This window comes from Streptomyces colonosanans (genome assembly GCF_001866645.1).
GTDB classification, from domain to species: domain Bacteria; phylum Actinomycetota; class Actinomycetes; order Streptomycetales; family Streptomycetaceae; genus Streptomyces; species Streptomyces colonosanans.
Genome location: NZ_MLYP01000013.1, coordinates 45,856 through 70,279 on the forward strand (window position 1 = coordinate 45,856; position 24,424 = coordinate 70,279).

General features: G+C 70.9%; 26 protein-coding genes. 12 read left to right on the plus strand and 14 right to left on the minus strand.

The window, feature by feature from the left end; genetic code table 11:
* Positions 1-39: 39 nt before the first annotated feature.
* Together BIV24_RS05910 and BIV24_RS05915 are read right to left on the minus strand one after the other, a co-directional pair.
* Entirely contained in the window at positions 40-2,481 is a 2,442-nt protein-coding gene (locus BIV24_RS05910) for a SpoIIE family protein phosphatase (protein ID WP_071365082.1), read from the minus strand.
* A 350-nt stretch (positions 2,482-2,831) separates the two neighbouring features.
* A complete protein-coding gene (locus tag BIV24_RS05915; RefSeq protein ID WP_071365083.1) occupies positions 2,832-3,314 on the minus strand; it encodes a VOC family protein in 483 nt (160 codons plus the stop codon).
* A gap of 120 nt (positions 3,315-3,434) precedes the next feature.
* Here BIV24_RS05915 and BIV24_RS05920 point away from each other — a divergent pair, with 120 nt between their 5' ends.
* The 3 genes from BIV24_RS05920 (at position 3,435) to BIV24_RS05930 (ending at position 5,986) form a co-directional block, all read left to right on the plus strand.
* On the plus strand, positions 3,435-4,634 hold the full coding sequence (locus BIV24_RS05920) for an epoxide hydrolase family protein (protein ID WP_071365084.1): 1,200 nt from the start codon (positions 3,435-3,437) through the stop codon (positions 4,632-4,634).
* A gap of 109 nt (positions 4,635-4,743) precedes the next feature.
* Positions 4,744-5,382 carry a ClpP family protease gene (locus tag BIV24_RS05925; protein WP_071365085.1) on the plus strand — a complete coding sequence of 213 codons (639 nt, stop codon included), beginning with the start codon at positions 4,744-4,746 and terminating at the stop codon, positions 5,380-5,382.
* 1 nt (position 5,383) lies between these two features.
* The gene (locus BIV24_RS05930) at positions 5,384-5,986 is read left to right on the plus strand and encodes a ClpP family protease (RefSeq protein WP_071365086.1); all 603 of its coding nucleotides are present in this window, start codon (positions 5,384-5,386) and stop codon (positions 5,984-5,986) included.
* Between the two features lie 36 nt (positions 5,987-6,022).
* Here BIV24_RS05930 and BIV24_RS05935 read toward each other — a convergent pair whose 3' ends face one another.
* Positions 6,023-6,460: a helix-turn-helix domain-containing protein gene (locus BIV24_RS05935; protein WP_071365087.1), complete on the minus strand. Its 438-nt coding sequence runs from the start codon at positions 6,458-6,460 to the stop codon at positions 6,023-6,025.
* 277 nt (positions 6,461-6,737) lie between these two features.
* Between BIV24_RS05935 and BIV24_RS35955 the strand changes: the two genes are divergently transcribed.
* The gene (locus BIV24_RS35955; protein WP_281247699.1) at positions 6,738-6,863 is read left to right on the plus strand and encodes a hypothetical protein; all 126 of its coding nucleotides are present in this window, start codon (positions 6,738-6,740) and stop codon (positions 6,861-6,863) included.
* Here BIV24_RS35955 and BIV24_RS05940 read toward each other — a convergent pair.
* Positions 6,857-7,378 carry a DinB family protein gene (locus BIV24_RS05940; RefSeq protein ID WP_079168037.1) on the minus strand — a complete coding sequence of 174 codons (522 nt, stop codon included), beginning with the start codon at positions 7,376-7,378 and terminating at the stop codon, positions 6,857-6,859. The genes BIV24_RS35955 and BIV24_RS05940 overlap by 7 nt on opposite strands.
* A 160-nt stretch (positions 7,379-7,538) precedes the next feature.
* Between BIV24_RS05940 and BIV24_RS05945 the strand changes: the two genes are divergently transcribed.
* The gene (locus BIV24_RS05945) at positions 7,539-8,882 is read left to right on the plus strand and encodes a streptophobe family protein (protein WP_071365088.1); all 1,344 of its coding nucleotides are present in this window, start codon (positions 7,539-7,541) and stop codon (positions 8,880-8,882) included.
* Here the strand turns inward: BIV24_RS05945 and BIV24_RS05950 are convergent.
* Positions 8,854-9,264, minus strand: a complete 411-nt coding sequence (locus BIV24_RS05950; protein WP_071365089.1) for a hypothetical protein — start codon at positions 9,262-9,264, stop codon at positions 8,854-8,856. The genes BIV24_RS05945 and BIV24_RS05950 overlap by 29 nt on opposite strands.
* 379 nt (positions 9,265-9,643) lie before the next feature.
* Here BIV24_RS05950 and BIV24_RS05955 point away from each other — a divergent pair, with 379 nt between their 5' ends.
* Complete coding sequence (locus BIV24_RS05955; protein ID WP_071365090.1) at positions 9,644-10,030, plus strand: nuclear transport factor 2 family protein; 387 nt, start codon at positions 9,644-9,646, stop codon at positions 10,028-10,030.
* A 25-nt stretch (positions 10,031-10,055) separates the two neighbouring features.
* Here BIV24_RS05955 and BIV24_RS05960 read toward each other — a convergent pair whose 3' ends face one another.
* Positions 10,056-12,572, minus strand: coding sequence for an ATP-dependent Clp protease ATP-binding subunit (locus BIV24_RS05960; RefSeq protein WP_071365091.1), 2,517 nt, complete (start codon positions 12,570-12,572; stop codon positions 10,056-10,058).
* A gap of 275 nt (positions 12,573-12,847) precedes the next feature.
* Positions 12,848-13,840, minus strand: coding sequence for an L-glyceraldehyde 3-phosphate reductase (gene mgrA / locus BIV24_RS05965; RefSeq protein WP_071365092.1), 993 nt, complete (start codon positions 13,838-13,840; stop codon positions 12,848-12,850).
* Between the two features lie 291 nt (positions 13,841-14,131).
* Between mgrA and BIV24_RS05970 the strand changes: the two genes are divergently transcribed.
* A complete protein-coding gene (locus BIV24_RS05970) occupies positions 14,132-14,647 on the plus strand; it encodes a mycothiol transferase (protein WP_071365093.1) in 516 nt (171 codons plus the stop codon).
* On the opposite strand, the gene BIV24_RS05975 is transcribed toward BIV24_RS05970, so the two are convergent.
* Both BIV24_RS05975 and BIV24_RS05980 read right to left on the minus strand, forming a co-directional pair.
* A complete protein-coding gene (locus BIV24_RS05975; protein ID WP_071365094.1) occupies positions 14,629-15,699 on the minus strand; it encodes an adenosine deaminase in 1,071 nt (356 codons plus the stop codon). The two genes, BIV24_RS05970 and BIV24_RS05975, sit on opposite strands and share 19 nt — an antisense overlap.
* Before the next feature lie 50 nt (positions 15,700-15,749).
* The gene (locus BIV24_RS05980; RefSeq protein WP_071365095.1) at positions 15,750-16,142 is read right to left on the minus strand and encodes a VOC family protein; all 393 of its coding nucleotides are present in this window, start codon (positions 16,140-16,142) and stop codon (positions 15,750-15,752) included.
* Positions 16,143-16,300: 158 nt separating this feature from the next.
* Between BIV24_RS05980 and BIV24_RS05985 the strand changes: the two genes are divergently transcribed.
* The gene (locus BIV24_RS05985; RefSeq protein WP_071365154.1) at positions 16,301-16,741 is read left to right on the plus strand and encodes a GNAT family N-acetyltransferase; all 441 of its coding nucleotides are present in this window, start codon (positions 16,301-16,303) and stop codon (positions 16,739-16,741) included.
* 84 nt (positions 16,742-16,825) lie between these two features.
* Here the strand turns inward: BIV24_RS05985 and BIV24_RS05990 are convergent, their stop codons facing one another.
* Together BIV24_RS05990 and BIV24_RS05995 are read right to left on the minus strand one after the other, a co-directional pair.
* Positions 16,826-17,755 carry a M48 family metalloprotease gene (locus BIV24_RS05990; RefSeq protein WP_107459230.1) on the minus strand — a complete coding sequence of 310 codons (930 nt, stop codon included), beginning with the start codon at positions 17,753-17,755 and terminating at the stop codon, positions 16,826-16,828.
* Positions 17,752-18,123 carry a BlaI/MecI/CopY family transcriptional regulator gene (locus tag BIV24_RS05995; protein ID WP_071365096.1) on the minus strand — a complete coding sequence of 124 codons (372 nt, stop codon included), beginning with the start codon at positions 18,121-18,123 and terminating at the stop codon, positions 17,752-17,754. The genes BIV24_RS05990 and BIV24_RS05995 overlap by 4 nt, the downstream gene beginning before the upstream one ends.
* Positions 18,124-18,299: 176 nt before the next feature.
* Between BIV24_RS05995 and BIV24_RS06000 the strand changes: the two genes are divergently transcribed.
* Positions 18,300-18,980 (plus strand): phosphatase PAP2 family protein, encoded by a 681-nt coding sequence (locus BIV24_RS06000; protein ID WP_071365097.1) that lies wholly within the window; start codon positions 18,300-18,302, stop codon positions 18,978-18,980.
* Between the two features lie 140 nt (positions 18,981-19,120).
* The gene (locus BIV24_RS06005; RefSeq protein ID WP_218149289.1) at positions 19,121-19,513 is read left to right on the plus strand and encodes a GNAT family N-acetyltransferase; all 393 of its coding nucleotides are present in this window, start codon (positions 19,121-19,123) and stop codon (positions 19,511-19,513) included.
* A 15-nt stretch (positions 19,514-19,528) separates the two neighbouring features.
* Here BIV24_RS06005 and BIV24_RS06010 read toward each other — a convergent pair whose 3' ends face one another.
* Entirely contained in the window at positions 19,529-20,440 is a 912-nt protein-coding gene (locus BIV24_RS06010) for an oxidoreductase (protein WP_071365099.1), read from the minus strand.
* Between the two features lie 175 nt (positions 20,441-20,615).
* On the minus strand, positions 20,616-22,061 hold the full coding sequence (locus BIV24_RS06015; RefSeq protein WP_071365100.1) for a M6 family metallopeptidase: 1,446 nt from the start codon (positions 22,059-22,061) through the stop codon (positions 20,616-20,618).
* A 346-nt stretch (positions 22,062-22,407) separates the two neighbouring features.
* On the opposite strand from BIV24_RS06015, the gene BIV24_RS06020 reads away from it, so the two are divergent.
* Together BIV24_RS06020 and BIV24_RS06025 are read left to right on the plus strand one after the other, a co-directional pair.
* Entirely contained in the window at positions 22,408-22,899 is a 492-nt protein-coding gene (locus BIV24_RS06020; protein WP_071365101.1) for a nucleoside deaminase, read from the plus strand.
* Positions 22,900-23,205: 306 nt separating this feature from the next.
* Positions 23,206-23,739 (plus strand): GNAT family N-acetyltransferase, encoded by a 534-nt coding sequence (locus BIV24_RS06025; RefSeq protein ID WP_071365102.1) that lies wholly within the window; start codon positions 23,206-23,208, stop codon positions 23,737-23,739.
* A gap of 68 nt (positions 23,740-23,807) precedes the next feature.
* On the opposite strand, the gene BIV24_RS06030 is transcribed toward BIV24_RS06025, so the two are convergent.
* Entirely contained in the window at positions 23,808-24,419 is a 612-nt protein-coding gene (locus tag BIV24_RS06030; protein ID WP_071365103.1) for a chaplin, read from the minus strand.
* Positions 24,420-24,424: the final 5 nt, after the last annotated feature.

Genomic DNA, 24,424 nt, shown 5'->3' on the forward strand with positions numbered 1-24,424 from the left:
TGGGCAGCCGTGCCAGGGCGGCCGGCGCAGGCACCGGCGTCAGGTGGCCGCCGGATCCAGGATCACGTCTGCCCATACCTGTTTGCCGCCGCTGACCGGGAGTGCTCCCCACGAGGCGGACATGGCCTCGACGAGGAGGATGCCGCGGCCGCCGGTCGCCTCCCAGCCGATGCTCGGTGGCTTGACCGGCGTCCGTGGTGAGGAGTCGGCGACCGCGATGCGCAGCCGGTGGTTGAGCAGGGTGAGGTCGAGGCGGACCCGGCCGTCGGTGTGGACGAGGGCGTTGGTGACGAGTTCGGAGACGACGAGCAGTGCCGTGTCGGGTTCCTCCCTCACGCCCCAGGCGCGCAGCGTGCGCCGGGTGAAGCGGCGGGCGTGCCGGACCGCCTCGGGGACGCGCCACACCGTCCAGCTCTCGCGCAGCGGGCGCACCGCCATGCCGTCGTAGCGCACGAGGAGGAGGGCCACGTCGTCGTTGCGGTTGGCCCCGGCGAGCAGGGCGTCCGCGACGAGCCCGAGGTGCTCGGGGTCGGCGGCGGACAGGCCGTCGGCCAGGCGTGCGAGACCGACTTCGATGTCGAGCTCGGCGGATTCGACCAGGCCGTCCGTGGTCAGGGCGACGAGGGTGCCGGGCTGCAGCCGCAGCTGGTTGATCGGGAAGTCGGCCTCGGCGATGACTCCGAGTGGCGGTCCGCCCTCCGACTCGGTGATCTCCGTGCTGCCGTCCGGGTACCTCAGTACGGGCGGCGGGTGTCCGGCGCGGACGTACCAGGCGAGGCCCTCCTCCATGTCGACGTCGACATAGCAGCAGGTGGCGAAGAGGTCTGACTCCATGTCCATGAGGAGGCGGTTGGCGTGCGAGACGACGACGTCCGGGGGGTGGCCCTCGACGGCGTAGGCGCGCAGAGCGGTGCGCATCTGGCCCATCAGGGTGGCGGCGCCGGCGCTGTGGCCCTGGACGTCGCCGATGAGGAGGGCGACGTGGTTGTCGGGCAGCGGGATCACGTCGTACCAGTCGCCGCCGAGTTCCAGGTCCGCGGTGGTGGGCAGATAGCGGGCCACGGCGGCGGCACCCGGCAGCCGGGGCAGACGGCGCGGGAGGAGGGCGCGCTGGAGCATGCCGACCAGTTCGTGCTCGGCGTCGAAGGCGCGGGCGCGCACCAACGCCTGCCCGGCCAGACCCGCCACGGCGGTGAGCAGGGCGCGTTCGTCGGGCCCGAAGTCGTGCGGGCTGTCCCAGCCGATCAGGCAGGCCCCCGCCGTGCGCCCACCCGCGGGCAGCGGCAGCACGGCGAGACCGCCGGGGCCGACCTCCGCGAGCGCGGGCTCCAGGTGTGTACCGGCGGACCGGACCGCGGCACGGCCTTCGCGCAGCGCGGCGGCGAGCGTCGGCATGGCCAGTACGGGCGCGTCGGGCCACTCCGAACGCCACTCGGCGCGCCACAGCTCGGGCCATGCCTCCGGTTCGGGCGGGTCCAGGATGGTGACGACGAGCCGGTCGGCCTCCAGCTCGGCGAGGGCGATGCGGTCGGCCTGCAGCGGTGTGCGCAGGGCCGTGACCACGGCCCGGCTGACCTCGCGGACGGTGCCCGCGGTGGAGAGGGCCGCGGCGAGCCGCTGGACGCGGGTGACGTCGCTGACGGCGGGGCGCGCCTTCGAGGCATCGGCGACCGTGCCGACGAGCCGCGCGGGGCGGCCCTCCTCCGCGGGCAGCAGGCGCCCGCGCAGCCGCAGCCATCTCGGCTCGCCGGAGGGCTGGAGGATGCGGAATTCGAGTTCCCGGTCGCCGATGGACATGTGGTCGGCCTCGACGACGGACATCAGTGAGGGCAGGTCCTCCGGCACGGTATGGGCGAGCAGGGTCTCGATGCTGCCGTCGAAGTCGTCCGGGGCGATGCCCAGCAGGTCCAGCGTCTCGTCGTCGACCTCGACGCGGCCGGAGTCCACGGCGAGGCTGAAGGCGCTGCCGGGTAGCTCACCGGTGTCGGCCGGGACCGGCTCGGGGCCGGTGACGGCGTCGGCCAGGCGCTGCAGGCACTCGCGGTCCTCGGCGTCGAAGCCGTCCGGGTTGTCGCTGACGGCGGTCAGGCATCCGCCGTTGCGCAGCGGCAGTACGCCCAGGGAGAAGTCCCCGGCAGGCAGCCGTCGGGCGTCGGCGCAGCGGCTCAGGTCCTCCGGGGTGAGCCACAGGGGCCGCTGGGAGCGGTGCACCTTGGCCGGGGGTGCTCCGCCGGAGAGGGGGTAGGTGTCGCGCAGCCCGTACAGCGCTCTCGGCACGCCGACCGACTCGGCGAGGCACAGCTGGTCGGCGTCCTCGTCCGCGGTGTAGACGGCGGCGAGGGTCGCCGCGGTGAAAACAAGCGCCTGCTCGAGGACCCGGCGCAGACGATCGCGGGGCTCGAGGCCCGCGGTGAGCGTCTTGAGGGCAAGTTCGGCTCGCAGCGTCCTCGATCTGCGTCCCGCAGCGTCCGCACTCCCCACGGTGCAATTACAGCGCTTCCGCGTCGCTCGCGCAGCCCCATCGGCCAGGCCGGCTCGTCCGGTTTTGTTCGGCTCGCCCGCCTGCCCGGGCCCATGGGGGCGATGCGGTGTTCAGGGGGCTGCGCTGGATGCCGGCCGGGGAATCCGGTCCGGGGCTCGTGCCGCGTCGCAGCCGAGCACCGGACCGGAAGGCCAGAGTCCGCGGGCCCGGGCCCCGGGCTTCGGTCTGCGGGCCCCGGGCTTCGGGCCCCGGGCTTCGGGCCCCGGGCTTCGGTCTGCGGGCCCCGGGCTTCGGGCCCCGGGCTTCGGGCCCCGGGCTTCGGGCCCCGGGCTTCGGTCTGCGGCACAGGTCAGTCGCCCGCGTACGCCTTCTCCAGGGCGGCGATGTCGAGCTTGCTCATCGAGAGCATCGCCCGGGTGGTGCGGGCCGCCTTCTCGGGGTCCGGGTCTCCGATCATCTCGATGAGCGCCTTCGGGACGACCTGCCAGGACACGCCGTACTTGTCCTTGAGCCAGCCGCACGGGCCCGGCTCGCCGCCGCCCTCGATGAGCCTGGTCCAGTAGTAGTCGGCCTCTTCCTGGTCGTCGCAGTGGATCTGGAAGGAGATGGCTTCGTTGAACGTGAACTGCGGGCCGCCGTTCAGCGCGACGAACTTGTGGCCGTTGGCCACGAAGTCGACGGTGATCACGGAGCCGGCGGCGCCCGGTCCGGCCTCGGTGTAGCGGGCGATCCGCCCGATGCTGGAATTCTTGAAGATCGAGACGTAGTGGTGCGCGGCCTCTTCGGCCTGGCCGTCGAACCAGAGACAGGTGGTGAGTCCTTCGCTGGCCATGCGTGCCTCCTGCGGGTGGGAGCTGTCCTCTGTATCGACCGATGCGCACGGCGGCACTCATCGGTCCGTGCGCGACATAATCCGAACGGCGGGTACGCTCCCCGCAATAGCATCCCGACCATGACGTCGACACCTGATCACAGCATCCGGCCGTTCCGTATCGACATCGCGCAGAGCGACCTTGACGACCTGTACGACCGTCTCGACCGCATCCGCTGGCCCGACGAGTCGCCCGCAGCGGGGTGGGCGTACGGGGTTCCCCGCGGCTATCTTCAAGAGCTCGTGCGGTACTGGCGCCACGACTACGACTGGCGGGGCGCCGAGCAGCAGTTGAACGCATGGCCGCAGTTCACGACGGAGATCGACGGGGCGCATGTCCACTTCGCCCACGTCCGCTCCCCGGAGCCGGACGCCACCCCGCTGATCATCACCCATGGCTGGCCGGGCTCGATCGTCGAGTTCCTCGATGTCGTCGGACCGCTCGCCGACCCAGCCGCCCACGGGGGCGATCCCGCCGACGCGTTCCATGTCGTGGTGCCGAGCATTCCGGGGTTCGGGCTGTCCGGGCCCACCCGGGACACCGGCTGGGAGGCGGGCCGGGTCGCCGACGCGTGGGCCCGCCTGATGGACCGGCTCGGTTACCGGCGCTTCGGCGCGCAAGGCGGCGACTGGGGGGCGGCGATCTCCCGTGAACTGGGCCGCGCCCACCCGGACCGGGTGATCGGCGTCCACCTCAACCTGCTGCCGGGCGCCCAACAAACCACCGAACCGACCGCCGAGGAAGTGGCCGCGCTGAGCCCGGAGGAGCGGGAGCACACGCTCACCTCATGGCGCCGCTGGGCCGAGTGGCAGCGCGAGGGGACGGGTTATGCCATCCTGCACTCCACCCGCCCGCAGACGCTCGGATACGCGCTCACGGATTCGCCGGTCGGCCAACTCGCCTGGATCGTAGAGAAGTTCAAGGAGTGGACGGATTCGGACGAGCTGCCCGAGGAGGCCGTCGACCGGGACCGGCTGCTCACCAACGTGATGCTGTACTGGCTGACCGGGACGGCCGGTTCCTCCGCCCGGATCTACTACGAGCGAGCGCATGCCCAGGGCCGGGCCGCCGCTCCGACGCAGCCGTCGACCGCGCCGACCGCGCTCGCCGTCTTCCCGGCCGAACTCCAGGTCCCGCTGCGGCACAAGGCGGAGCGGACCGAGAACATCGTGCGCTGGACCGAGTTCGACCGGGGTGGCCACTTCGCGGCGATGGAGGAGCCCGACCTGCTGGTCGGCGACGTCCGTGCCTTCTTCCGGCAGTTGCGCGAGAAGGGCTGAGGCCGCGCTCTGCCCAGGGCGAATCTGCCGCGGGCAGAGAATCCGCTTCCACGGGTCGTCCGGGGTCAAGAGTGGAGTCAACGGCATTCCGCCACAACGAGGAGAACCGATGACTCCACTCAGCACGCTCTCGCCCCGCGCGGAGGAGGGCGACACTCCGCCCAGCCGCTTTGACGACCACCTCGCCGCACAACTACTCGCCCAGCGAATCGTCTTCCTGGGCACGCAGGTCGACGAGGTGTCGGCCAACCGCGTCTGCGCCCAGCTTCTTCTGCTGTCGGCGGAGGACCCGCGCACCGACATCAGCCTGTACATCAACAGCCCCGGCGGGTCCGTCACCGCGGGGCTCGCCATCTACGACACCATGCGACTGATCCCCAACGACGTGTCGACGCTGGCGATGGGCTTCGCCGCCAGTATGGGCCAGTTCCTGCTCACCGTGGGGACACGCGGCAAGCGGTTCGCCCTGCCGAACGCGCGGATCATGATGCACCAGCCGTCGGCGGGCATCGGCGGCACCACCGCCGACATCGAGATCCAGGCGGAGAACCTGGAGTTCACCAAGAAGGCCATCGAGCGGATCACGGCCGAACACACCGGGCAGAGCGAGGAGACGATCACGCGCGACGGCGACCGGGACCGCTGGTTCACCGCCGAACAGGCCAGGGAGTACGGGATGGTGGACCAGGTCGTGGAGTCGCTCGCCGACGTCCGCCCGGCCGCGTCGCGCCGACGGATGGGGTTGTGACATGGGTTCGTACACGGTTCCGTACGTCGTCGAGCGGACCGCACAGGGTGAGCGGTCCTCCGACGTCTTCAGCCGACTGCTCTCCGAGCGGATCATCTTCCTCGGCACCGAGATCGACGACGGCGTCGCGAACGTCGTCATCGCGCAACTCCTGCATCTGGAGTCGGCGAACCCGGAGCAGGAGATCTCGATCTACATCAACTCGCCCGGGGGATCGTTCACTTCGCTGATGGCGATCTACGACACGATGACGTTCATCCAGGCCCCGATCTCCACGTTCTGCGTCGGGCAGGCGGCCTCGACAGCGGCGGTACTGCTGGCCGGCGGCGACCCCGGGCGGCGGTTCGTGCTCCAGCACGCCCGGGTGCTGCTCGGCCAGCCGGCCGCCGGCGGACGGCAGGGCACGGTCTCGGACCTCAGCCTTCAGGCCAAGGAGATGATCCGTATCCGCGCCCAGGTGGAGGATGTCCTCGCCCGGCACACACACCATGACGTGGCGACGCTGCGCTCCGACATGGACCGGGACAAGGTCTTCACCGCCGAGGAGGCCGTCGCCTACGGGCTCGCCGACGAGGTGCTGAGCCGGCGGCTCGCGTTCGTCTGAACCCGGCGGGCCGGGCCCCGGACGTCCGCGAGCCGGTCAGGCGGCCAGGCACAGACCGTCGTACTGCGCCGTCGGCGAGGTACGGGTACGGTCTCGGCCCACCCTGCTGCGGGTGTGCCGCACCAGCTCGTCCTGGGCGAGCGAGAGCAGGTCGGACAGGCCCAGGCCGAGGGCGTGGGCCGCGGCCGCAAGGACTTCGGACGAGGCCTCCTTGCGGCCGCGCTCCAGCTCGGACAGGTACGGCATCGAGATCCGGGCCGCCTCCGCGACGTCCTTGAGCGTGCGCTCCTGGGCGAGGCGCTCACGGCGCAGGGCATCACCGACCAGGTCGCGCCACAGAGGCTCCCTGGGGGCGGGGGTCTGTGGCGTCCGCCCCGGCTGCTGCGGGGTGCGGGTCGCCCCGCCACCGTGGGGCGGCGCGCTCTGCGGACGCAACGGAATGACGCGGGCTTCGTTCGGCGCATGATTGCTCACCCCCTCAGCCTAGGGAAACCGTGCGCCACGGGAAGGGATCGGCATTCTGCCCTCGGTGAATCCTCCGCCGCCAAGTCGACTGCGGGCGCGAGACGTTCGACGAGGTCACCGAGATGTACGACCGCGTCCGCCCGAACCGGACTGGTTCTCGCAGAACTTCAGCAAGTCCTTCTGGCTGCCGCGGTCCTGGACGGAGCTCTGCCCTGCCCGCCGGTGACGGGCGCACGCTGTGGGGGGCCCGGGAAAAGACGCCGGCGCGCGCAGCACGGAGGAAGAAGTGACCGACCGCATCCCGCTGCACCACCTCACTGATTACTCTCACCACCGGGCCCTGGCCCCGGCTGCCCGGCAGGGGCCGCCCGGCTGCGTCCGTGAACTGGTCACGCTGCGGCCCGGCTACTGACCGACGCGTCCGTCGATCCGCTCGCGCAGGAAGTCGGCGTGGCCGTTGTGCCGGGCGTACTCCTCGATCATGTGGACGATGACCTCGCGCAGGGTGATCGACTCGTCGCCATTGGTGCCGGTGATGTCGAGGCTGGGCGTCTCGGCGACGAAGCGCTCCGCGAAGGCGACCTCGGCACGCCAGGTCTCCCAGGCCTCGGCGACCACGGCCGGGTCGGGAACCGCTCCGTCGAAGTCGCCACCGGGATCGTCGTCGGTGCTGTAGTGGCGCGGCACGTCCTGACCGGCCATCACCCGCCGGAACCACTTCTGCTCGACCCCGGCCAGGTGCCGCACCAGCCCCAGCAGGGACAGGTTCGAGGGTTCCACGCTGCGGCGGGCCATGCCCTCGGCGTCCAGCCCGGCACACTTCATCTCCAGCGTGAGCCGCTGGTCGCGGAGGTAGCCGACGAGCGTGTCCCGCTCCCCCACGAAGCCGCCGTCGCTGCGCGGGTCGTCCTCGGGGTGGACGAACATGTCCCACCACCCGAAACTCCGCTCCCCTGGCACGTTCGGGCCATGATCCGCTCCGGCGATGTCCGTCATAGCACCACCATCGGCCCCGCTCCCGTCTCGCGCCAGCCGATTTCGGGCCCTCCGGCAGGCGGGGTGCGCGCGGGCTGCTTAGCGTGGCACTGTGAGTGTTCCGACCTCGCCCGACCGGGCCTTCGCCCGCACCGGCGGTCCGCCCCTCACCCCTCACGGCTGGATCCAGGCCGCCGTGACGGTGCTGACCGGACTGATCGTCATGGGCGCAGTCGCCGCGCTCGGGCTGTGGGCGGCGGGCGCGACCGGCCTCCCCGACAACGGGTTTCCCCGGGTGGTCATGGCCTCGGTCGCTGCGGCGGTGGGCGGCAGCGTGAGGCTGGCAGGAAACGCCGGTGCGCTCGCCGGCACCCGTGCGGGGCTGACGGTGATGCCACTGTCGGTGACGCTCGCCGGGGCACTGGTCATCGCGGTGGGTTTCCTGCGCCCCCTGCGGCACCGGGCCGTCGCAGGCAGGGCCGAACTGGCGGGCTGGGCCGCCCGGATCGCCGTGCTGTGGCTGCCGGCTCTCATCGGACTTGCGCTCGCGGCCCGCCAGACCTTCGCGATCCCGCTCGGCAACGAGACCATCGGCGACATCGGCAGCCTGTTCGGTATCTCCCCGCAGATCGGTTACACGACGGATCTGCCGCTCACCGTGCTGTTCGGGATGCTGTGGCTGGCGGGCGTCCTGCTCCTCGCCCTGCTGGTGTCGCGCGGGGCCCCGCTGCCGGCCCGACTGCTGCGCTTCCAGGAGTCGGTGCGCCCGGCCGCGTACGCCATGGTGGCCCTGCTGCTCACTTATGCGGCCTTGGGATGTGTCATCGCGCTGGTGGTGGCGGCGACGCGCGGGCACCCGGCCGAGACGCTGGCAGTGATTCTGCTGGGGCTGCCCAACCTGGTGTGGCTGGTGTTCACCCTCGGTCTGGGCGCCACCTGGCACGGGCGCGTGGACGGGCCGTTCGCGCTGCCCATGCCCCATCCGCTCGACGAGGTACTGCGCACGCCGGGTATCGCGACGCTGAACCTGCGCACGCTGGCCGCCCACGACGGCCGCGTGTGGTGGCTCGTGGTCGTGGGCGCCGTGCTCCTCCTCGCCGCGGCGTTCGTGATGGCGGTGCGCTCACCGGCGTGGATGCGGCCGTGGCAGCACGCCGTGCACATGGCGGTCGCGCTGGTGCTGACCGTGTTCATGATCTGTCTGCTCTGCCGGATCTCGGCGCACTACGGCCTGTCGCTCATCGGCATCGGCGACCTGGGCGGCGGACTGTCCGGCGTGCTGTTCCTGAAGCCGAACCTGTGGACCGCGCTCGGGGCGGCCGCACTGTGGGGGCTGGCCACCGGGTTCGCCGGCGGACTGCTCGCGCGAGGGGTACGCCGACGGGGCGAGGTCCGCCGAGAAGCGGTGTCCCCCGGTCCGCGCCAGGTCAGGCGGCCGGGGTGGAGAGCACGGTGACGACCCTCTGCATGCGCAGCGCGTCCACGGACTCCGCGAGCAGTTCGTACTCGGTGGTGTCGTCGCTGGTGACGAAGCGGACCAGCCGTCCAGCGGCCAACTCACCGGCGATTGCTTCCTGTTGGTCGGCGTCGCCGCACCAGGCGCGCAGGACGCTCGGCACGTCGGGGACGGTGTCGGCGACGGGGCCGATGGAGTTCGGCGGGAAGAGGGGGTTGCCCGGATCGGGGTCGAGTCGTTCGGCGATCCAGGAGGCGCGGTCACGCATCCACCACAGGGCGAGGGCGAGGGTGGGTGCGCGATAGGTCCCGAGAGGGACGCCGATGCGCCGGCCACCGCATACACCGTATGCCGTTACATGACACAGGAATTCATCGTGCACGATCGCTCCCCATAGCCGTGCCGGTGCCGCGACCGGCCCGTGGTGCCTTTCATTCGCCCGCCGTGCACGCGGGCGACCCGAACCAAAATGCGTGGTGGCACTTTTCGGCCGTGACCGAACCCCCCTGTGCATCGAGTATCGCCACTCCTGACACTCTGTCACCACGTGGTTTCAGCCAGTCTCCTGGCATATTCACGGCCGCCGCTGGCCGAAACGAGCCGCCTCTCGCGGCCGGGCGTCTGCACACTCCCTTACCTGGGAGGTAATCGACGCCCTCGGCCGCGTCCAGGCATGGTTGCGGTGTCGGCTTCCGGCGGGCGCAACCCCCCGGGTCCGGCACGTGACCAGCACATACGACCTCGATGGAGGCTGATCCGCCATGTCTGCAGTCAACGACCGCTACGAGTCCGCCGTTGCCCGCTACCTCGAGGCGTGGAACGCAGGTGACCCCGAGACGCTGACCAAGGCAGTCGCCGCCGCCTGGACCGCGGACGGCAGCTACACCGATCCGCTGGCCGACGTCAGCGGCCACGAGCAGATCGCGGCCGTGATCACGGGAGCGCAGGCGCAGTTCCCGGGGTTCTCCTTCCGGCTGTCCGGCACGGTCGACGGGCACCACGACATAGCCCGCTTCACCTGGGAACTGGTGAGCGCGGCCGATGGCTCGGCGCCCGTCGCCGGCTTCGACGTGATCAAGCTGGACGACGACGGGCGCATCCGTACCGTCCACGGCTTCCTGGACCGCGTCCCGGCGGGCGCGGCGTAGAACACCCTGCCGGGCGGCTCGGAGGCTACCGCTCACAGCCTTCCGGGCTGCCCTGCGCACCACCCTCACCGGGTGCCGCCTTGTCGTCCGTCGCGGGCTTCGCCTTCAGGCCGAGGACCAGTTCGTCGTCGGCGACATCGGCGACGACGGTGTCACCCGGGTTGAGCGTGCCGTCCAGCAACATGTTCGACAGCCGGTTGTCGAGTTCGGACTGGATGGTGCGGCGCAGCGGCCGGGCCCCGTATTCCGGCTGGTAACCACGTTCGGCCAGCCAGTCCTTGGCCGCCTCGGTGACCTCCAGACCGACCTGCTGGGCGTGCAGCCGGCGTCGGCTGCCCTCCAGGAGCAGGTCGACGATCCGCACCAGGTCCTCGCGGACCAGCGCGTGGAAGACGATGACCTCGTCGATCCGGTTGAGGAACTCGGGACGGAAGTGCGCCTGGAGCTCCGCCATCAGATCGTCCTTGATCTCCTCGACGTCGCCGTGGTGGTCCAGGATGCGCTTCGAGGCGATGTTGCTGGTCATGATGACGACGGTGTTGCGGAAGTCCACCGTGCGCCCCTTGGCGTCGGTGAGCCGTCCGTCGTCCAGGACCTGCAGCAGCAGGTTGAACACGTCCCGGTGGGCCTTCTCCACCTCGTCGAACAGCACGACGCTGTAGGGCTTGCGGCGCACCGCCTCGGTGAGCTGGCCGGCCTCCTCGTAACCGACGTATCCGGGCGGGGAGCCGATGAGCCGGGAGACGGTGTGCTTCTCCTGGAACTCGCTCATGTCGAAGCGGACCATACGGTCGGGGTCGCCGAAGAGGAGTTCCGCCAGCGCCTTGGCGAGTTCCGTCTTGCCGACACCGGTGGGGCCGAGGAAGAGGAAGCTGCCGGTGGGCCGGTCGGGGTCGCCCATGCCGGCCCGGCCACGGCGGACGGCCTGGGCCACGGCGGTGACCGCCTGATCCTGGCCGATGACACGCTCGTGCAGGACCTCCTCAAGCTTCAGCAGACGTTCGCGCTCGGTCTCGGTCAGCTGGGAGACCGGGATGCCGGTGCGCGCGGAGAGCACCTCGGCGATGTCCTCGGGGGTGACGGCGGGCGTCGGTACCCCGCCTTCGCCCATCGAACCGAGTCGCTCCTCCAGCTCGGTGACCTCGCGTTTGAGTTCGCCGGCGCGCGTGAAGTCCTCGGTGCTGACCGCCTCGTCCTTCTCGCGGCGCAGTCGGCTGAGCCGGTCCTCCAGCTCCGCAGCCTCGCGGGAGCCGCCCACGCTGCGCAGTCCGACCCGGGCGCCGGCCTGGTCCATGAGGTCGATGGCCTTGTCGGGCAGGAACCGGTCGCTGATGTAGCGGTCGGAGAGGGAGGCCGCGGCGTCCAGCGCCTCGTCCGTGTAGCGGACCTGGTGATGGGCCTCGTACGAGTCGCGCAGCCCGCGCAGGATCTCGATCGTCTCCTCGACGGTGGGCTCGGGCACCATGACCGGCTGGAAACGGCGTTCGAGCGCGGCGTCCTTCTCGATGTGTTTGCGGTACTCGTCGATGGTGGTGGCGCCGACGACGCTGAGGTCACCGCGGGCGAGCGCGGGCTTGAGGATGTTGCCCGCGTCCATGGAGCCCTCGCCGGTACCGCCCGCCCCGACGACCGTGTGCAGCTCGTCGATGAAGAGGATGATGCCCTTCTGGGCCTGGGTGACCTCGTCGATGACCTTCTTCAGCCGTTCCTCGAACTGGCCCCGGTACTGGGACCCGGCGACCAGGCCCGCCATCTCGAGAGCGGCGACACGGCGGTTCTTCAGCGCCTTGGGGACCTCTTCGGCGACGATGCGCTGTGCCAGACCCTCGACGATGGCGGTCTTGCCGACGCCGGGGTCGCCGATGAGCACCGGGTTGTTCTTGGTCCGGCGGGAGAGGACCTCGATGGTCTGCTCGATCTCGCCGGCCCGGCCGACCACGGGGTCGAGGCGTCCGCTGCGTGCTTCGTCGGTGAGGTCGCGCCCGTACTGCTCGAGCGTCGGGGTGTCGGGGTGACCGCCTGCCGGTCGCCCTTCCCGGGCCGGGCCGCTGAGTGCGCCGGGCGAGGCGCCCTCGGCCCTGAGGGTCTGGGTGAGCGGGGAACGCGGATCGTCGAGCAGCGCGGCAAGGATGTGCTCCGGGCCGATGTACGAGGCACCGGCCGCCTGGGAGCGGGCGTGGGCGGCGAGCAGGGCTCGCTTGGCCGCCGGTGTGAGCGCGGGTTCCCCGGTGCCGGTCCCGGTGGGCAGTGATTCCTGCAGGTCGGCGGCGAGCCGGTCCGGATCCGCACCGGCCTGCTCCAGGAGCTGGCGGGCGGCCGGCACCTGGGTGGCGGCCCACAGCAGGTGCACGGTGTCCAGATCGGACCCGTCCTCGGCGGCCCGGCCACCGGCGGCGGCGAGCAGTTCCTGCGAGGAGCCGCTGAGGAGACGCCCGATGGGGACGCGTTGCACGGCCGGCGGGGAGGTCGCCGGGCTCATGCCGAAGAAGCGGTTGAAGAGTTCGGAGAACGGGTCGCCGGACCCGAAGGGTGAGATCGTCACGGTTGACCACCCGTCCGGCCGACGACACACGGCCGCGCGTCGCCCGCCGTAGTCGGTTGCCCCTACCCCGACCAGTCTTCGCCAGGTCCAAGGGCGGCACAACCGCACGGTCGACGCCGTCGGCGGCTCCCGTGCGCACGGATTCCACCGCATCCGAGGGTCCTTCGTCCCGCGGTGACCGTCCGCCCTCGGGGCCGGCTCGTTCCTGGGCATGCGGGCGGCCTCCCGCGTATGCGGTCGGCCGCCCTCCTGCGTACAGAAGGTGAGCGAACGCCCTACGCCTTGATGACCGCGTCGATCCGCGCCAGCTCGTCCGCGTCGAAGTCCAGGTTGCGGATCGCCGCGACGCTGTCCTCCAGCTGCTGCGGGCTGCTCGCACCGACCAGGGCCGAGGTCACCCGTCCCCCGCGCAGCACCCAGGCCAGGGCCATCTGGGCCAGCGACTGGCCGCGGGACTTGGCGATGCCGTCGAGCGCGCGCAGCTGCCCCACCAGCTCCTCGGTGAGGGAGTCGGCGCTGAGGAAGGGGCTCTCGCTCGCGGCGCGCGAACCCGCCGGAATCCCGTCGAGGTAACGCGCCGTCAACAGACCTTGCTCCAGCGGCGAGTAGGCGATCGAGCCGACCTGGAGCTCTTCCAGGGCGTCGAGGAGGCCTTCTTCCTCCGGGCGGCGGTCGAGCATCGAGTAGCGCGGCTGGTGGATCAGCAGCGGGGTGCCCAACTCCCCCAGGATTCGGGCGGCTTCACGGGTCTGCTCCGGCGAGTAGTTGGAGACGCCGACGTAGAGCGCCTTGCCCTGCTGGACCGCCGAGTGCAGGGCGCCCATCGTCTCCTCCAGCGGTGTCTGGGGATCGGGGCGGTGCGAGTAGAAGATGTCGACGTAGTCCAGGCCCATCCGCTTCAGGCTCTGGTCGAGCGAGGACCTCAGGTACTTGCGGGAGCCCCATTCGCCGTACGGGCCCGGCCACATGAGGTAGCCGGCCTTGGTGGAGATGACCAGCTCGTCGCGGTAGGGCGCGAGGTCCGCCCGCAGCGCGTCGCCGAGGGCGGACTCGGCGGCGCCGGGCGGCGGGCCGTAGTTGTTGGCCAGGTCGAAGTGCGTGACGCCGAGGTCGAAGGCGCGGCGCAGGATCTGCCGCTGCGTCTCCACCGGGCGGTCGGGGCCGAAGTTGTGCCACAGGCCGAGCGACAGCGCGGGCAGCTGCAGACCGCTGCGTCCGGTGCGCCGGTAGGGCATGGTCTCGTAGCGGGCGGGGTCTGCCGTGTACAACGTGCACTCCAGGAGGGAAGTTCAGGACGATGCGGTCCACTCTCGCCTGCCGCTCGGGCAGTAGTCCAATCGGCTCCCGGAACATCTGACCGGCACGGCGCACGATTCCGCGGCCTGGCCTGGGACCTCGACCGCGAGAACTGGCGCACCCTCCTGTCCCTCCCGTGACTGCGGCGGCGCAGCACGATGGGGGCGGGGCACACGGCCCCGTTCAGGCCCCTCCCCCGGCGTGAGCGGAGCGTTCGCATGTCCGGGCAGGCGCTGCGTGCCAACGTGTTGCACCGTTGATCCATGAATGCCAAGGACATCCTCATCGACGCGTACGGCCGCATCCGGGAAGAAGTCCATGCCGCCGTCGACGGTCTGGGCCCGGACGACCTCAATGCCCGGCCCACCGCCGACACCAACTCCGTCGCCTGGCTCGTCTGGCATCTCACCCGGGTGCAGGACGATCACATCGCCGACGCTGCCGGTCTCGACCAGGTATGGCTCGCCCAGGGCTGGGAGAAGCGCTTCGGGCTCGATCTGCCCCGGCAGGACACGGGCTACGGCCACAGGCCGCGCAAGGCCGCCAAGGTGCGGGTGGAGTCGGGCGACCTGCTCACCGGGTACTACGACGCCGTGCACGAGCAGACGCTCGGCTTCCTGCGCGGGCTGCTGGCCAAGGACCTCGAGCGCATCGTGGACGAGCGCTGGGATCCGCCCGTCAGCCTGGGCGTGCGGCTGGTCAGCGTCCTGTCCGACGATCTGCAGCACGTCGGACAGGCCGCCTATGTGCGAGGGCTGCTTCAGAGCGCAGTCCCGTAACCGGGCAGGATCACGTCCCGGATGAGGGCGCCCTTCTCGTCGAACGGGATGAACGCGCTCTTGACCGCGTTCACCGTGACCGTGCGCAGGTCCTCCACCGTCCAGCCGGCCTCCTCGGCCAGCAGGGACATCTCACGGGTCATCGTCGTACCCGAAACCAGACGGTTGTCGGTGTTGAGGGTGACCCGGAAGCCCAGGTCCTTCAGGGCCGTGATCGGGTGGTCGGCGATCGAGGAGGCGGCGCCCGTCTGCAGGTTGGACGTCGGGCACATCTCCAGGGCGATTCGGCGGTCACGCACCCAGCTCGCAAGGCGGCCCAGCTTGCCGTCGACGATGTCCTCGGTCAGGCGCACACCGTGGCCGATGCGCTGGGCACCGCACACCTGGAGGGCCTGGTGGATGCTGGGCAGGCCGTGCGCCTCACCCGCGTGGATGGTGAACGGCACGCTCTCGCGGCGCAGGTACTCGAAGGCGGCGAGGTGGTCGGCGGGCGGGAAGCCGTCCTCGGCGCCGGCGATGTCGAAACCGACGACGCCGGCGTCACGGAAGGCCACCGCGAGGTCGGCGATCTCCCGGGTGCGGTCGAACATGCGCATGCCGCACAGCAGGGTGCCGACCCGCACCGGGGTGCCCGCGGCCGCGGCCTTGGCCATCCCCGCAGCGAGGCCCTGCTGCACGGTCTCGACCACCTCGGGCAGGGTGAGGCCGCCCTTGAGCATCAGCTCCGGGGCGTAGCGCACCTCGCCGTAGACGACGCCGTCCTCGGCGAGGTCCAGGACGTATTCCTCGGCGGTGCGCAGCAGGCCCTCGCGGGTCTGCATCACGGCCAGGGTGTGCTCGAAGGTGGCTATGTAGCGCACCAGGTCTCCGGAGTTGGCGGCTTCGTAGTACCACTGCGCCAGCGCCTGCGGGTCGGTGGTGGGCAGGGTGTGGCCGACCGTCTCCGCAAGCTCCACGAGGGTGGCGGGGCGAAGTCCGCCGTCGAGGTGATCGTGCAGCACAGCCTTGGGGAGTCGGCGGATGGTGTCGGTGTCGATGCGCGGGGCGGTCATGTGCGGTTGGTTCCTCGGCAGGTTGTTCTGGGGTTTCGTCCGGCGGGGTTTCAGTCGGCGGGCTGGAGCAGGTCCCAGCGGTTGCCGTACAGGTCCTGGAAGACGGCGACCGTGCCGTACGGCTCGTGCCGCGGTTCCTCCAGGAAGGTCACTCCGGCCGCGGTCATCCGGGCGTGGTCGCGGGCGAAATCGCCGGTGTGCAGAAAGAAGCCCACACGCCCGCCGGTCTGGTCGCCGACCCGGTCGCACTGGGCCTCGTCCTTGGCCCGGGCGAGCAGCAGGGCGGTGCCCTCGCCGACGCCACCGGGCTCGACGACGACCCAGCGGGAGCCGTCCGGCCGCGGCTCGTCTGCGGCGAGCCGGAAGCCGAGGGCCTCGGTGTAGAAGCGGACCGCTTCGTCGTAGTCGTCGACGACGAGGGTGACCAGAGCGATGCGTCTCATCGGGCCTTCCGGTGCGAGGTACGAAGTGATCACGTTATACGTAACACGTAGCGTACGGCATCCCGTCAAGGGGGCCCGCAGGGGTCGTACCCCCGGCCACCCCGGCGTCTACGGCGCGGCGCCCGCACGGCGCGGTCGGCGGTGCCATGCTCTGCGGCATGGCACATGACTACGTGGGTGCGGCGCTGACCGTCGGCCACCGGGACCCTGAGCTCAACGAACGTCTGTCCAAGGGGCTGGACGAAGTCAATTTCCCCGCCACCGGGACCACCGCCGCAGACGAGGGGACCCTGTCGGTGAAGGTCGTCGACGACACCGGCGAACTCATCGGGGGGCTCTCCGCCTGGACCTGGGGCGGGCTGCTGGGCATCGAGATGCTCTGGGTGCGCGAGGAGAGCCGAAGGGAAGGATGGGGAAGCCGACTCCTTCTCGCAGCCGAGGACGAGGCACGGCGGCGCGGCTGCGACCGCGCGTGCGTGTCGTCGTTCACGTTCCAGGCGCCGGAGTTCTACCAGCGCCACGGATACATCGAGACCGGCAGGACGCCGGGCATCCCCGGCGGGGCGGAGGACGTCCATATGTACAAGGAACTGGCCTGACCGCTTCCGCCTGACAGGAGACCTTGCCGGGCAAGGGGCGGGACCCCGCACTCGCGCCGGCGGCCGTTCGGTGCCCGGCGCGCCTCAGCGTCCTTCTTCGCCCTGGGCGATCTCGACCTCGTGGTGAAAGCCGATGACTCCGGTCGCCGAGGTGCAGACGGAGACGGTCGCGCAGGCGACGAGAAGGCCGGCGATCCAGGGGGCGGCCCGGTGCGGCGGGCGGGGGGCCGCCAGCAGCGCGGCGACCCGCTGCGGCACGGGGCCCGTGGTCGCGGCGGCCGCGAAGGACGGCCGCTCCCCGTGGGCCGCCCGGGCGGCGAGCGCGGCGCGGCCGATCGCCCGGGCGGTCAGCCGGCGGTCGCCGACCGCCGCGGCGGCGGCCTCGTCGGCCGCGCGCTCGACCGCGAACCGGATGACCTCACCCACGGGCCGCAGCCCGGGGTGGCACAGCGCGGCGAGTTCGGCGAACGCGAGGAAGTAGTGATGTCCGCCCGCGTTATGGGCCCGCTCGTGGGCGAAGAGCGCCTCGCGTTCGTCCGGGCCGAGGCTGCGCAGCATGCCGGTGGTGACGACGATGCGGTGCGGTCGCCCGGGGAGGGCGTACGCGTCGGGGCGCGGGGAGTCGATGACGCAGAGGTCGCCCGCGGTGGCCCGGCACCCCGCCTCGGCGGTCGCGACATGGAAGGCCCGGGCCTGGCGCGTCGCGGTACGGATCACGGTCCACAGGCACACGGCGAGCGCGCCGACGGAGAACGCCGCCGCGGGCACGACGAACAGGTCCGACGCGGTGCGCAGCGGGTACACCAGCTTGCCGAGCGCCGCAAAGAGGGGCAGCTTGAGCAGCCCGGTGAGGACGAAAGCCCCCAGGGCGGTCAGGGAGCAGCACGCGACCACAAGCGTGGAGCAGGTCACCACCCACAGCGCGGTCGCGGGCGCGAGCCGTTCGAGAGCGCGCCGGGCGAGCGCGGGCATCGCGAACGGCAGCACCAGGGGGACGATCAGCAGAAAGGTCACTGCTCACCGGATTCCAGCAGATCCCGCAGGACGCGCTCGTCATCCTCGCTCAGCTGGGCGACGAAGCGCGCCAGCACGGTGTGCCGGTCGCTGCCCCGGTCCAGTTCGGTGTGCATACGCCGGGCGGTGAGCCCGTGGGTGTCCTGGACGGGGAAGTAGGCGTACCCGCGGCCCTGGCGCCTGCGGTCGACGACGCCCTTGTCGTACAACCGGGACAGGATCGTCGTCACCGTCGTACGGGCGAGGCCGGCTCCGAGGCTCAGCTGTACCTGGCCGGGGGTCTGAGGGGCGTCCGCGGCCCAGAGCGCGGCCATGACACTGGCTTCCAGTTCGCCCGCCGGTCGCCGCTCGTCCTTCACTTCGGTCATGGAACCTTCCTCACCCGGCCATCATCTACATTCCTGTAGACGGTCTACAGGATTGTAGTCTTCGTGAGGCCGGTCGAAAGCCGGCCCGCCTGTCCATTATGAAAGGGGCCACGACCCATGGACGCAGGTTCGCGCACCGCACCGCTTCGCGCGGCCGCCGCCCCGCAGGCGCTGTCGTGAAGCGGGAGGACGTCACCGACCTCGCCGGTTCCACGGCCGTGGGCGCCCTGGTCGCGTTCGTGCTGCTGGCCCTGACGGTGACGGGGCACAACGGCGCTCCGCTGTTCGGCGACCAGGACCTGCTGGACTGGTCGGTCGCCCACCGCCCGTCCGCCGCGGTCGCGGTGGCCCGGGCGGTGACGTACACGGGTACGGGGTTCATCCCTTATCTGCTCGTTGTCCTGGCGGGTCTCCTCGCGGGGCGTACGGTGCGGCGGCGCGCTCTCGCCGCCGCTGCCGCGGTCGCCTGCCTGGCCGCGGGCCAGGCCGTGCGGTACGGCGTGATGTCGCTGGCGGCGCGCCCGCGGCCGGAGACGCAGGACTGGGTCACCCACGCGTCGGGCTGGTCGTTCCCCTCGGGGCATACGACGACTGCCGCGATCACCGCCGGGCTGCTGGCCCTCGCGATCTGGGGCCGGGCCTCGCGGGGCAGAGGCGCGTTCGTAGCAGTCGTCCTCGCCTGGGGTGTCCTGGTCGGACTCACCCGCGTGTATCTGGGCGTCCACTGGTTCTCCGACGTCCTGGGCGGCTGGCTGTTCGCCCTGTGCTGGCTGAGCCTGTGCGTCTACGTCGCCGCCCGGCTGGCCCCGCGTACGCACGCCGCCCCGGCGGAGCCCGCCTCCACGCCGACGTCCTGAACTGCCGCCGGGAACAACTTCGTTCCCCAGGCACGACATACGCTTCGGGGGCCCGATAGGTTCGCGCCGTGGGGAATGACGACGGGACGAAGATCCGACTCGCGGCTGCGGCGGACGCGACGGTGATCGCGCACATCCATATGACCTCTCGCGCCGCGGCGATGCCCTACCTGCCTCCGCAGAGACGCGATCACGAACAGGTCACCCGATGGGTAGAGGATGTCCTCCTCACGACGTGCCGCGTGTGGGTGGCAGAGCGTGAGGGGGAAATCCTCGGCTACGCCGCCCTCGAGGGCGACATGCTCGAACACCTCTACCTGCGGCCGGATGTCCGCCGCCAGGGCATCGGCACGCTGCTGCTCGACGCGATCAGGCAGCACAGCCCGGACGGGCTGTCACTGCACGTCTTTCAGCAGAACACCGATGCCCGCGCGTTCTACGAACACCACGGCTTCCATGTCCTCGACACCAGCGACGGCCGCACGAACATGGAGAATCTGCCCGACATGACCCTGCGGTGGATCAGGCAGTGATCGGGGCCGGCGGGCTCACTCCCTTTGCCGGTGCAGCGCGTCGAGGCGCGCCATGTCGTCGTCGGTGAGCCGCAGCGCGCCCGCGGCCACGTTCTCCGCGAGATGGTCCGGGTTGCCGGTGCCCGGGATGGCCAGGACGTGGGGGCCCTGCCGGAGCGTCCAGGCCAGCCGGACCTGGGCGGGCGTGGCATCGTGCGCCCGCGCGACGGCGCGGACGACCTCGTCGCCTCCGTCGCCGACCGGGCCCTGTGGACCGCTCTCCCCGGCGATCGCGAAGAACGGCACGAACGCGATCCCCTGTTCGCCGCAGATCCGCAGGAGTTCGTCCGTGGCCGGATCGGGCCGGTGGAGCCCGTACTCGTTCTGTACGCACACCACCGGCGCGATGGCCTGCGCCTCGGCGAGGTGGCGGGGCTCGACGTTCGAGATGCCAAGGTGCCGGATCAGCCCAGCGTCGCGCAGGTCGGCCAGCGCGCCGAAGTGTTCGGCGATCGAGTCGTACGTCCGCATCCGGCGGAGGTTGACCGCATCCAGGTGGTCACGGCCGAGTTGACGCAGGTTCTCCTCGACATGACCGCGCAGTTCGTCGGGCCGAGCCGCGGTGCCCCACTCTCCCGAGTACTCGCGGTGCGGACCGACCTTGGTGACGATGACCAGGTCGTCCGGGTACGGCGCGAGCGCACGGTTGATCAGCTCGTTGGCGGAGCGCAGGGAAGAGAAGTAGAAGGCGGCCGTGTCGATGTGGTTGACGCCGAGTTCGACCGCCTTCCGCAGCACGGCGAGGGACCGCGCGCGGTCGCTCGGCGTGCCGAGGTGGAAGGCGGCGCTGCCCGTCAGCCGCATCGCGCCGAAGCCGATGCGGCCGACGGGCAGGTCTCCGAGCTTCCAGATGCCCGCCGCGTCGGCGGTGATCGTCTGCGAGTTCATCCGGGGATTATGCGCAGACCGCACGGAGGGGCATACGCTTCGCGGGAACCGGTCGGGCGTGCCCCGGCTCCACGCCGCGTCAGCGCACCGCCGTAGGCACCACCGCCCGGCCGACGCGCGCCTCGTGGACCCGGCGGGCCGGCGCGGAGGTCGGCCCGCCACTCGTTCCTATGGCTCAACTCACGTTGAGAGCCGTGTCGTCGATGACGAACGACGTCTGGAGCTTGGCGCCCTCGGTGCCGGTGAACTTGATCGAGACGGTCTGCCCGGCGTAGTTGCCGAGGTTGAAGCTGCGCTGGGTGTATCCGGAGGCCGCGTTGAGGTTGGAGTAGGTCGCCAGGGTGCCGAGGACCGTGCCGGAAGGGTTGAGGACCTGCACGCTGAGCGTGTCGTACGCCGTACTGGTCGTGGTCTCCGCGGTGTCGATGTGGAGGTAGAAGCTCAGGGTCGCGGCGCAGCCCGAGGGGATGGTCACCGTCTGGGAGAGGGTGTTGGTTGTGGCGGAGCCGTAGCCGTCGAGCCATGCGTAGTACGAGCCGGAACGGGCTGACTCCCCGGTCGAGTTGGTGATGACGCCGCTACTGGCGCTCCAGGTGGTGTTGCCGGACTCGAAGCCGTTGTTGCCGAGGAGCTGTGCCGCGGTGCACGAGGTGGAGCCGCCTCCCCCGCTGCTGCCGCTCGCTCCGGCGAGCCATGCGGTGGCGTTGAGGGCGAGGGCGGCGTTGGTGGCTCCGGGGTCGTTCCAGCCGTCGTACAGCGTGTTGCCGCTCTGGCCGGTGCCGTCGTCGATGGGTGAGCTGTCGCCCCAGAAGGCGACGCGGCCGCTGCCGAAGGTGCTGGTGAGGAAGAAGGCGCCGGTGTTGCCGGAGTAGCCGGAGCGGTAGAGCAGGCCCTTGACGGAGGAGTTGTCGGAGGGCTTGAGCGTGGCGGTGGTGCCGTTGGCGATCAGGCTCTTGGTGACGGTGCCGAAGGATCCGTGCAGGACCGGGTCGGTGCTGTCGCTGATGGCAGCGGGGTGATCGGAGCCGATGTTCAGCGCGTCGATGGAGAAGCCGAACGGGTCGGTGGAGTCGACGCTGTTGTTGGACATCAGATCGTTGAGGATCTTGACCGCGTCATAGCCGTCGTTGTTGCGGTCGGCGCCGGTGTGGTCGGAGATCATGAAGAGCCCGCCACCGTTCTTGACGAACGTCATGATGGCGGTCTTCTCGGCTGTGGTGAACGGCGTGTTGGGTTCGGGCAGGACGAGCGTGTCGAACTTCGACAGGTCGGTCGAGGACGATCCGCCGTAGGAGAGGCTGGAGCCCGAAGGCAGCGTCTTCAGACTGTAGTTGCCCGTCTTCTGCAGGGCGACGCCCCACGAGGAGAGCGCTCCGGTCCAGTCCTTCTCGACGGACGGGGAGGCGTTCTCTCCGAGCGGGTCGGGCTGGCTGGTGGAGATGATCCAGTCGGCGTTTCCCGCGGTCTCCGCGTGTGCGTTGTCGAACAGGACGCGGTGTGGGGTGGCCGCGTGGGCCGGTGTGGCCGCCGTGGTCATCTGGACGGCGGCGCCCGTGGTGAGCAGGCCGAACACGGCGAGGGCCGTGGTGAGTCTGCGGGGGGACCTGGTGCGTGCGAGCATCCGGCGGACCTCCGTGAGGGGGTGGGGGGAAGGAACGGTGCGGGTGCCGAGTCTTCGCGCAGAGAACCACCCACTCGGTCTGCGCGCGTAGACATCTCTTCATATGCTGCCCGGATGACGGGTTTTTGAACGGTACATGGCAAAAGTGGGTGCGAACAGGAGAACCTCCCGTCACCAGGCCGAGGATTGACCCGACGTTGACCGGCGGTTGAAGAAGTGGAATGGATTGTTCGGCATGGTGACGCCCTTCGGCACGGCGCCGACGGCCCGCCCGTGGCGACGCCTGTGGCCTGAGGGGTCGTACCCTGCACCCTTGAGATCATGTCGCGAGAAGGGCGGCCACTTCATGGTGAAGGACCCCGAACTGCGGTATCTGCGCCGCTGCGTCGAGCTGGCGACCGAGGCACTGGAGGCCGGCGACGAGCCGTTCGGCTCGGTGCTGGTCGCGGCGGACGGCACGGTGCTGGCCGAGGATCACAATCGGGTGGCCTCCGGCGACCGCACCCGCCACCCCGAGTTCGAACTGGCCCGCTGGTCCGCCGCGCACCTGACACCCGAGGAGCGCGCGGCAGCGACCGTCTACACCTCCGGCGAGCACTGCCCCATGTGCGCGGCCGCCCACGCCTGGGTGGGCCTGGGCCGCATCGTTTACATCGCCTCGTCGGAACAACTCGCCTCATGGCTTCAGGAGTTGCAGATTCCCGAGCCTCCTGTACGGACGCTCCCCGTGAACGAGGTCGCGCCCGGTGTGGCGGTCGAGGGTCCAATTCCGGAACTGGCGGCGGAGGTACACGAGCTGCACCGGCGCTTCCACCGCCGCAACGGCGAGGTGAACTAGTGCCGCGGCAGGCAACGTTTGCCCGTTGAGGAGCGGCGTCGTGGGGGCACCTCCCGCTCTGGAGGTCCCCCCCGCTCAAGCGGAGCCGAGAGTGGGAGAGAAGCCGAGGGTGGGGGAGCGTGCTCCGGGGGTCCCCCTGCTCGAAGAGCTCGAGGAAGTGCCGGACGGAAGCCCTCGTACTGGACGTACTTGGGCTTTCGTCTGGCGCGGCGAGTGGGGGTACCCCCTGCTCGAAGAGCTTGGGGGAGCGTGCCGGGCGTCGCGACGGGGCGAACGTTGCCTGCCGCGGCACTAGCGTGGCTGGACATGACCGACGAACACGTGACGCTGCGCCCCGCAACCGAGGACGACCTCTCAGTCTTGGACCGTTTCCTGACAGACCGTGAGGTGGCTTCGGGCTTCCAATGGTTCGGCTGGTGGGACCTCGGGCGCTGGCGGCGCGAGTGGGCGGAGAACGGGCTGCTCGGCGATGACCGAGGCACCCTCATGGTGGTGCGAGACGACGAGGTGCTGGGCTTCGTCGGTTTCCGGAAGGTCTGGGCGTCCCGTTTCTCCTTCCACTGGAACATGGGCATCGCTCTGCTGCCCGAGGCCCGTGGCAAGGGCGTGGGCACCGAGGCCCAACGGCAGTTGGTGCGCTACCTCTTCGCACACACCGTCGCCAAGCGCGTAGAGGCGGACACCGAGGTCGAGAACATCGCGGAGCAACGCTCCCTGGAGAAGGCCGGGTTCAGCCGGGAGGGGATCATGCGCAGCGTCGTGTTCCGTGACGGGCGATGGCGGGACGGGGTGCGGTACAGCATTCTGCGGGGCGAGGCAGCCGACGCGGCCCGGCGCTGACGTCGGCGCCGGGGGCCCTGTCGGCCGTTCGTCCGCAAGGCCCCCTCGGCGCACTCGGCGTATTCGGCTCAGCGCGTCCCGCTCACCCGGGAACGGCGGTACAGGATCGCCCCGCCGAGCACCAGGGCCGCGCTTCCCGCGAGCGCGGGCACGGTCGCGTCCGCGCCTGTGTGGGCGAGCGTGGCCGCCACGGGCTGTGCATCGAACTGCGTCTCGGGGGGTGCGACGGGCCGTGGAGCGTGGTGGCGGTGAGGCTGGTTGCCCGGGGCGTTCGTGGAGGTGTTGCCGGTGGCCTCGTTGCCGACGCCGGCCACGCTCACCGAGTTGCCGCTGATGTTCACCGGAAGGTCGACCGGCAGTTGCACCTCGTTACCGGAGAGCATGCCCGGTGAATCCGTTCCCCGGCTGTGCGCGAACGCGCCGCCCCGAGGGGTCGTGCGGTTCGCCGGACCGCCTTGGCGCGCGTCCCGGTTCGCGCAGGCGTTACCCGCGGCCGGGTTGAGAAGCCCCACCACGTTCACGGTGTTGCCGCACACGTTGACCGGTACGTGCACCGGGAGCTGGACAGTGTTGCCGGAGATCAGCCCGGGCGAACCCGCCGCAGTGCCCTCCGCCGCGGAGTCCGCGTGCGCGGGCAGCGCCACAGCCATCGCCCCCGAGGCGGCGGCCACGGCGATCAATCCAT

What these genes read in the sequence shown, in the direction of transcription:
- BIV24_RS05915 (WP_071365083.1), bottom strand. Translation starts at nt 3,314, where the DNA reads ATGGCCAGCGAAGGACTCACCACCTGTCTCTGGTTCGACGGCCAGGCC.
- BIV24_RS05920 (WP_071365084.1), top strand. Translation starts at nt 3,435, where the DNA reads ATGACGTCGACACCTGATCACAGCATCCGGCCGTTCCGTATCGACATC.
- BIV24_RS05925 (WP_071365085.1), top strand. Translation starts at nt 4,744, where the DNA reads ATGACTCCACTCAGCACGCTCTCGCCCCGCGCGGAGGAGGGCGACACT.
- BIV24_RS05930 (WP_071365086.1), top strand. Translation starts at nt 5,384, where the DNA reads ATGGGTTCGTACACGGTTCCGTACGTCGTCGAGCGGACCGCACAGGGT.
- BIV24_RS05940 (WP_079168037.1), bottom strand. Translation starts at nt 7,378, where the DNA reads ATGTTCGTCCACCCCGAGGACGACCCGCGCAGCGACGGCGGCTTCGTG.
- BIV24_RS05955 (WP_071365090.1), top strand. Translation starts at nt 9,644, where the DNA reads ATGTCTGCAGTCAACGACCGCTACGAGTCCGCCGTTGCCCGCTACCTC.
- BIV24_RS05970 (WP_071365093.1), top strand. Translation starts at nt 14,132, where the DNA reads ATGAATGCCAAGGACATCCTCATCGACGCGTACGGCCGCATCCGGGAA.
- BIV24_RS05975 (WP_071365094.1), bottom strand. Translation starts at nt 15,699, where the DNA reads ATGACCGCCCCGCGCATCGACACCGACACCATCCGCCGACTCCCCAAG.
- BIV24_RS05980 (WP_071365095.1), bottom strand. Translation starts at nt 16,142, where the DNA reads ATGAGACGCATCGCTCTGGTCACCCTCGTCGTCGACGACTACGACGAA.
- BIV24_RS05985 (WP_071365154.1), top strand. Translation starts at nt 16,301, where the DNA reads ATGGCACATGACTACGTGGGTGCGGCGCTGACCGTCGGCCACCGGGAC.
- BIV24_RS05995 (WP_071365096.1), bottom strand. Translation starts at nt 18,123, where the DNA reads ATGACCGAAGTGAAGGACGAGCGGCGACCGGCGGGCGAACTGGAAGCC.
- BIV24_RS06005 (WP_218149289.1), top strand. Translation starts at nt 19,121, where the DNA reads ATGACCTCTCGCGCCGCGGCGATGCCCTACCTGCCTCCGCAGAGACGC.
- BIV24_RS06010 (WP_071365099.1), bottom strand. Translation starts at nt 20,440, where the DNA reads ATGAACTCGCAGACGATCACCGCCGACGCGGCGGGCATCTGGAAGCTC.
- BIV24_RS06015 (WP_071365100.1), bottom strand. Translation starts at nt 22,061, where the DNA reads ATGCTCGCACGCACCAGGTCCCCCCGCAGACTCACCACGGCCCTCGCC.
- BIV24_RS06020 (WP_071365101.1), top strand. Translation starts at nt 22,408, where the DNA reads ATGGTGAAGGACCCCGAACTGCGGTATCTGCGCCGCTGCGTCGAGCTG.
- BIV24_RS06025 (WP_071365102.1), top strand. Translation starts at nt 23,206, where the DNA reads ATGACCGACGAACACGTGACGCTGCGCCCCGCAACCGAGGACGACCTC.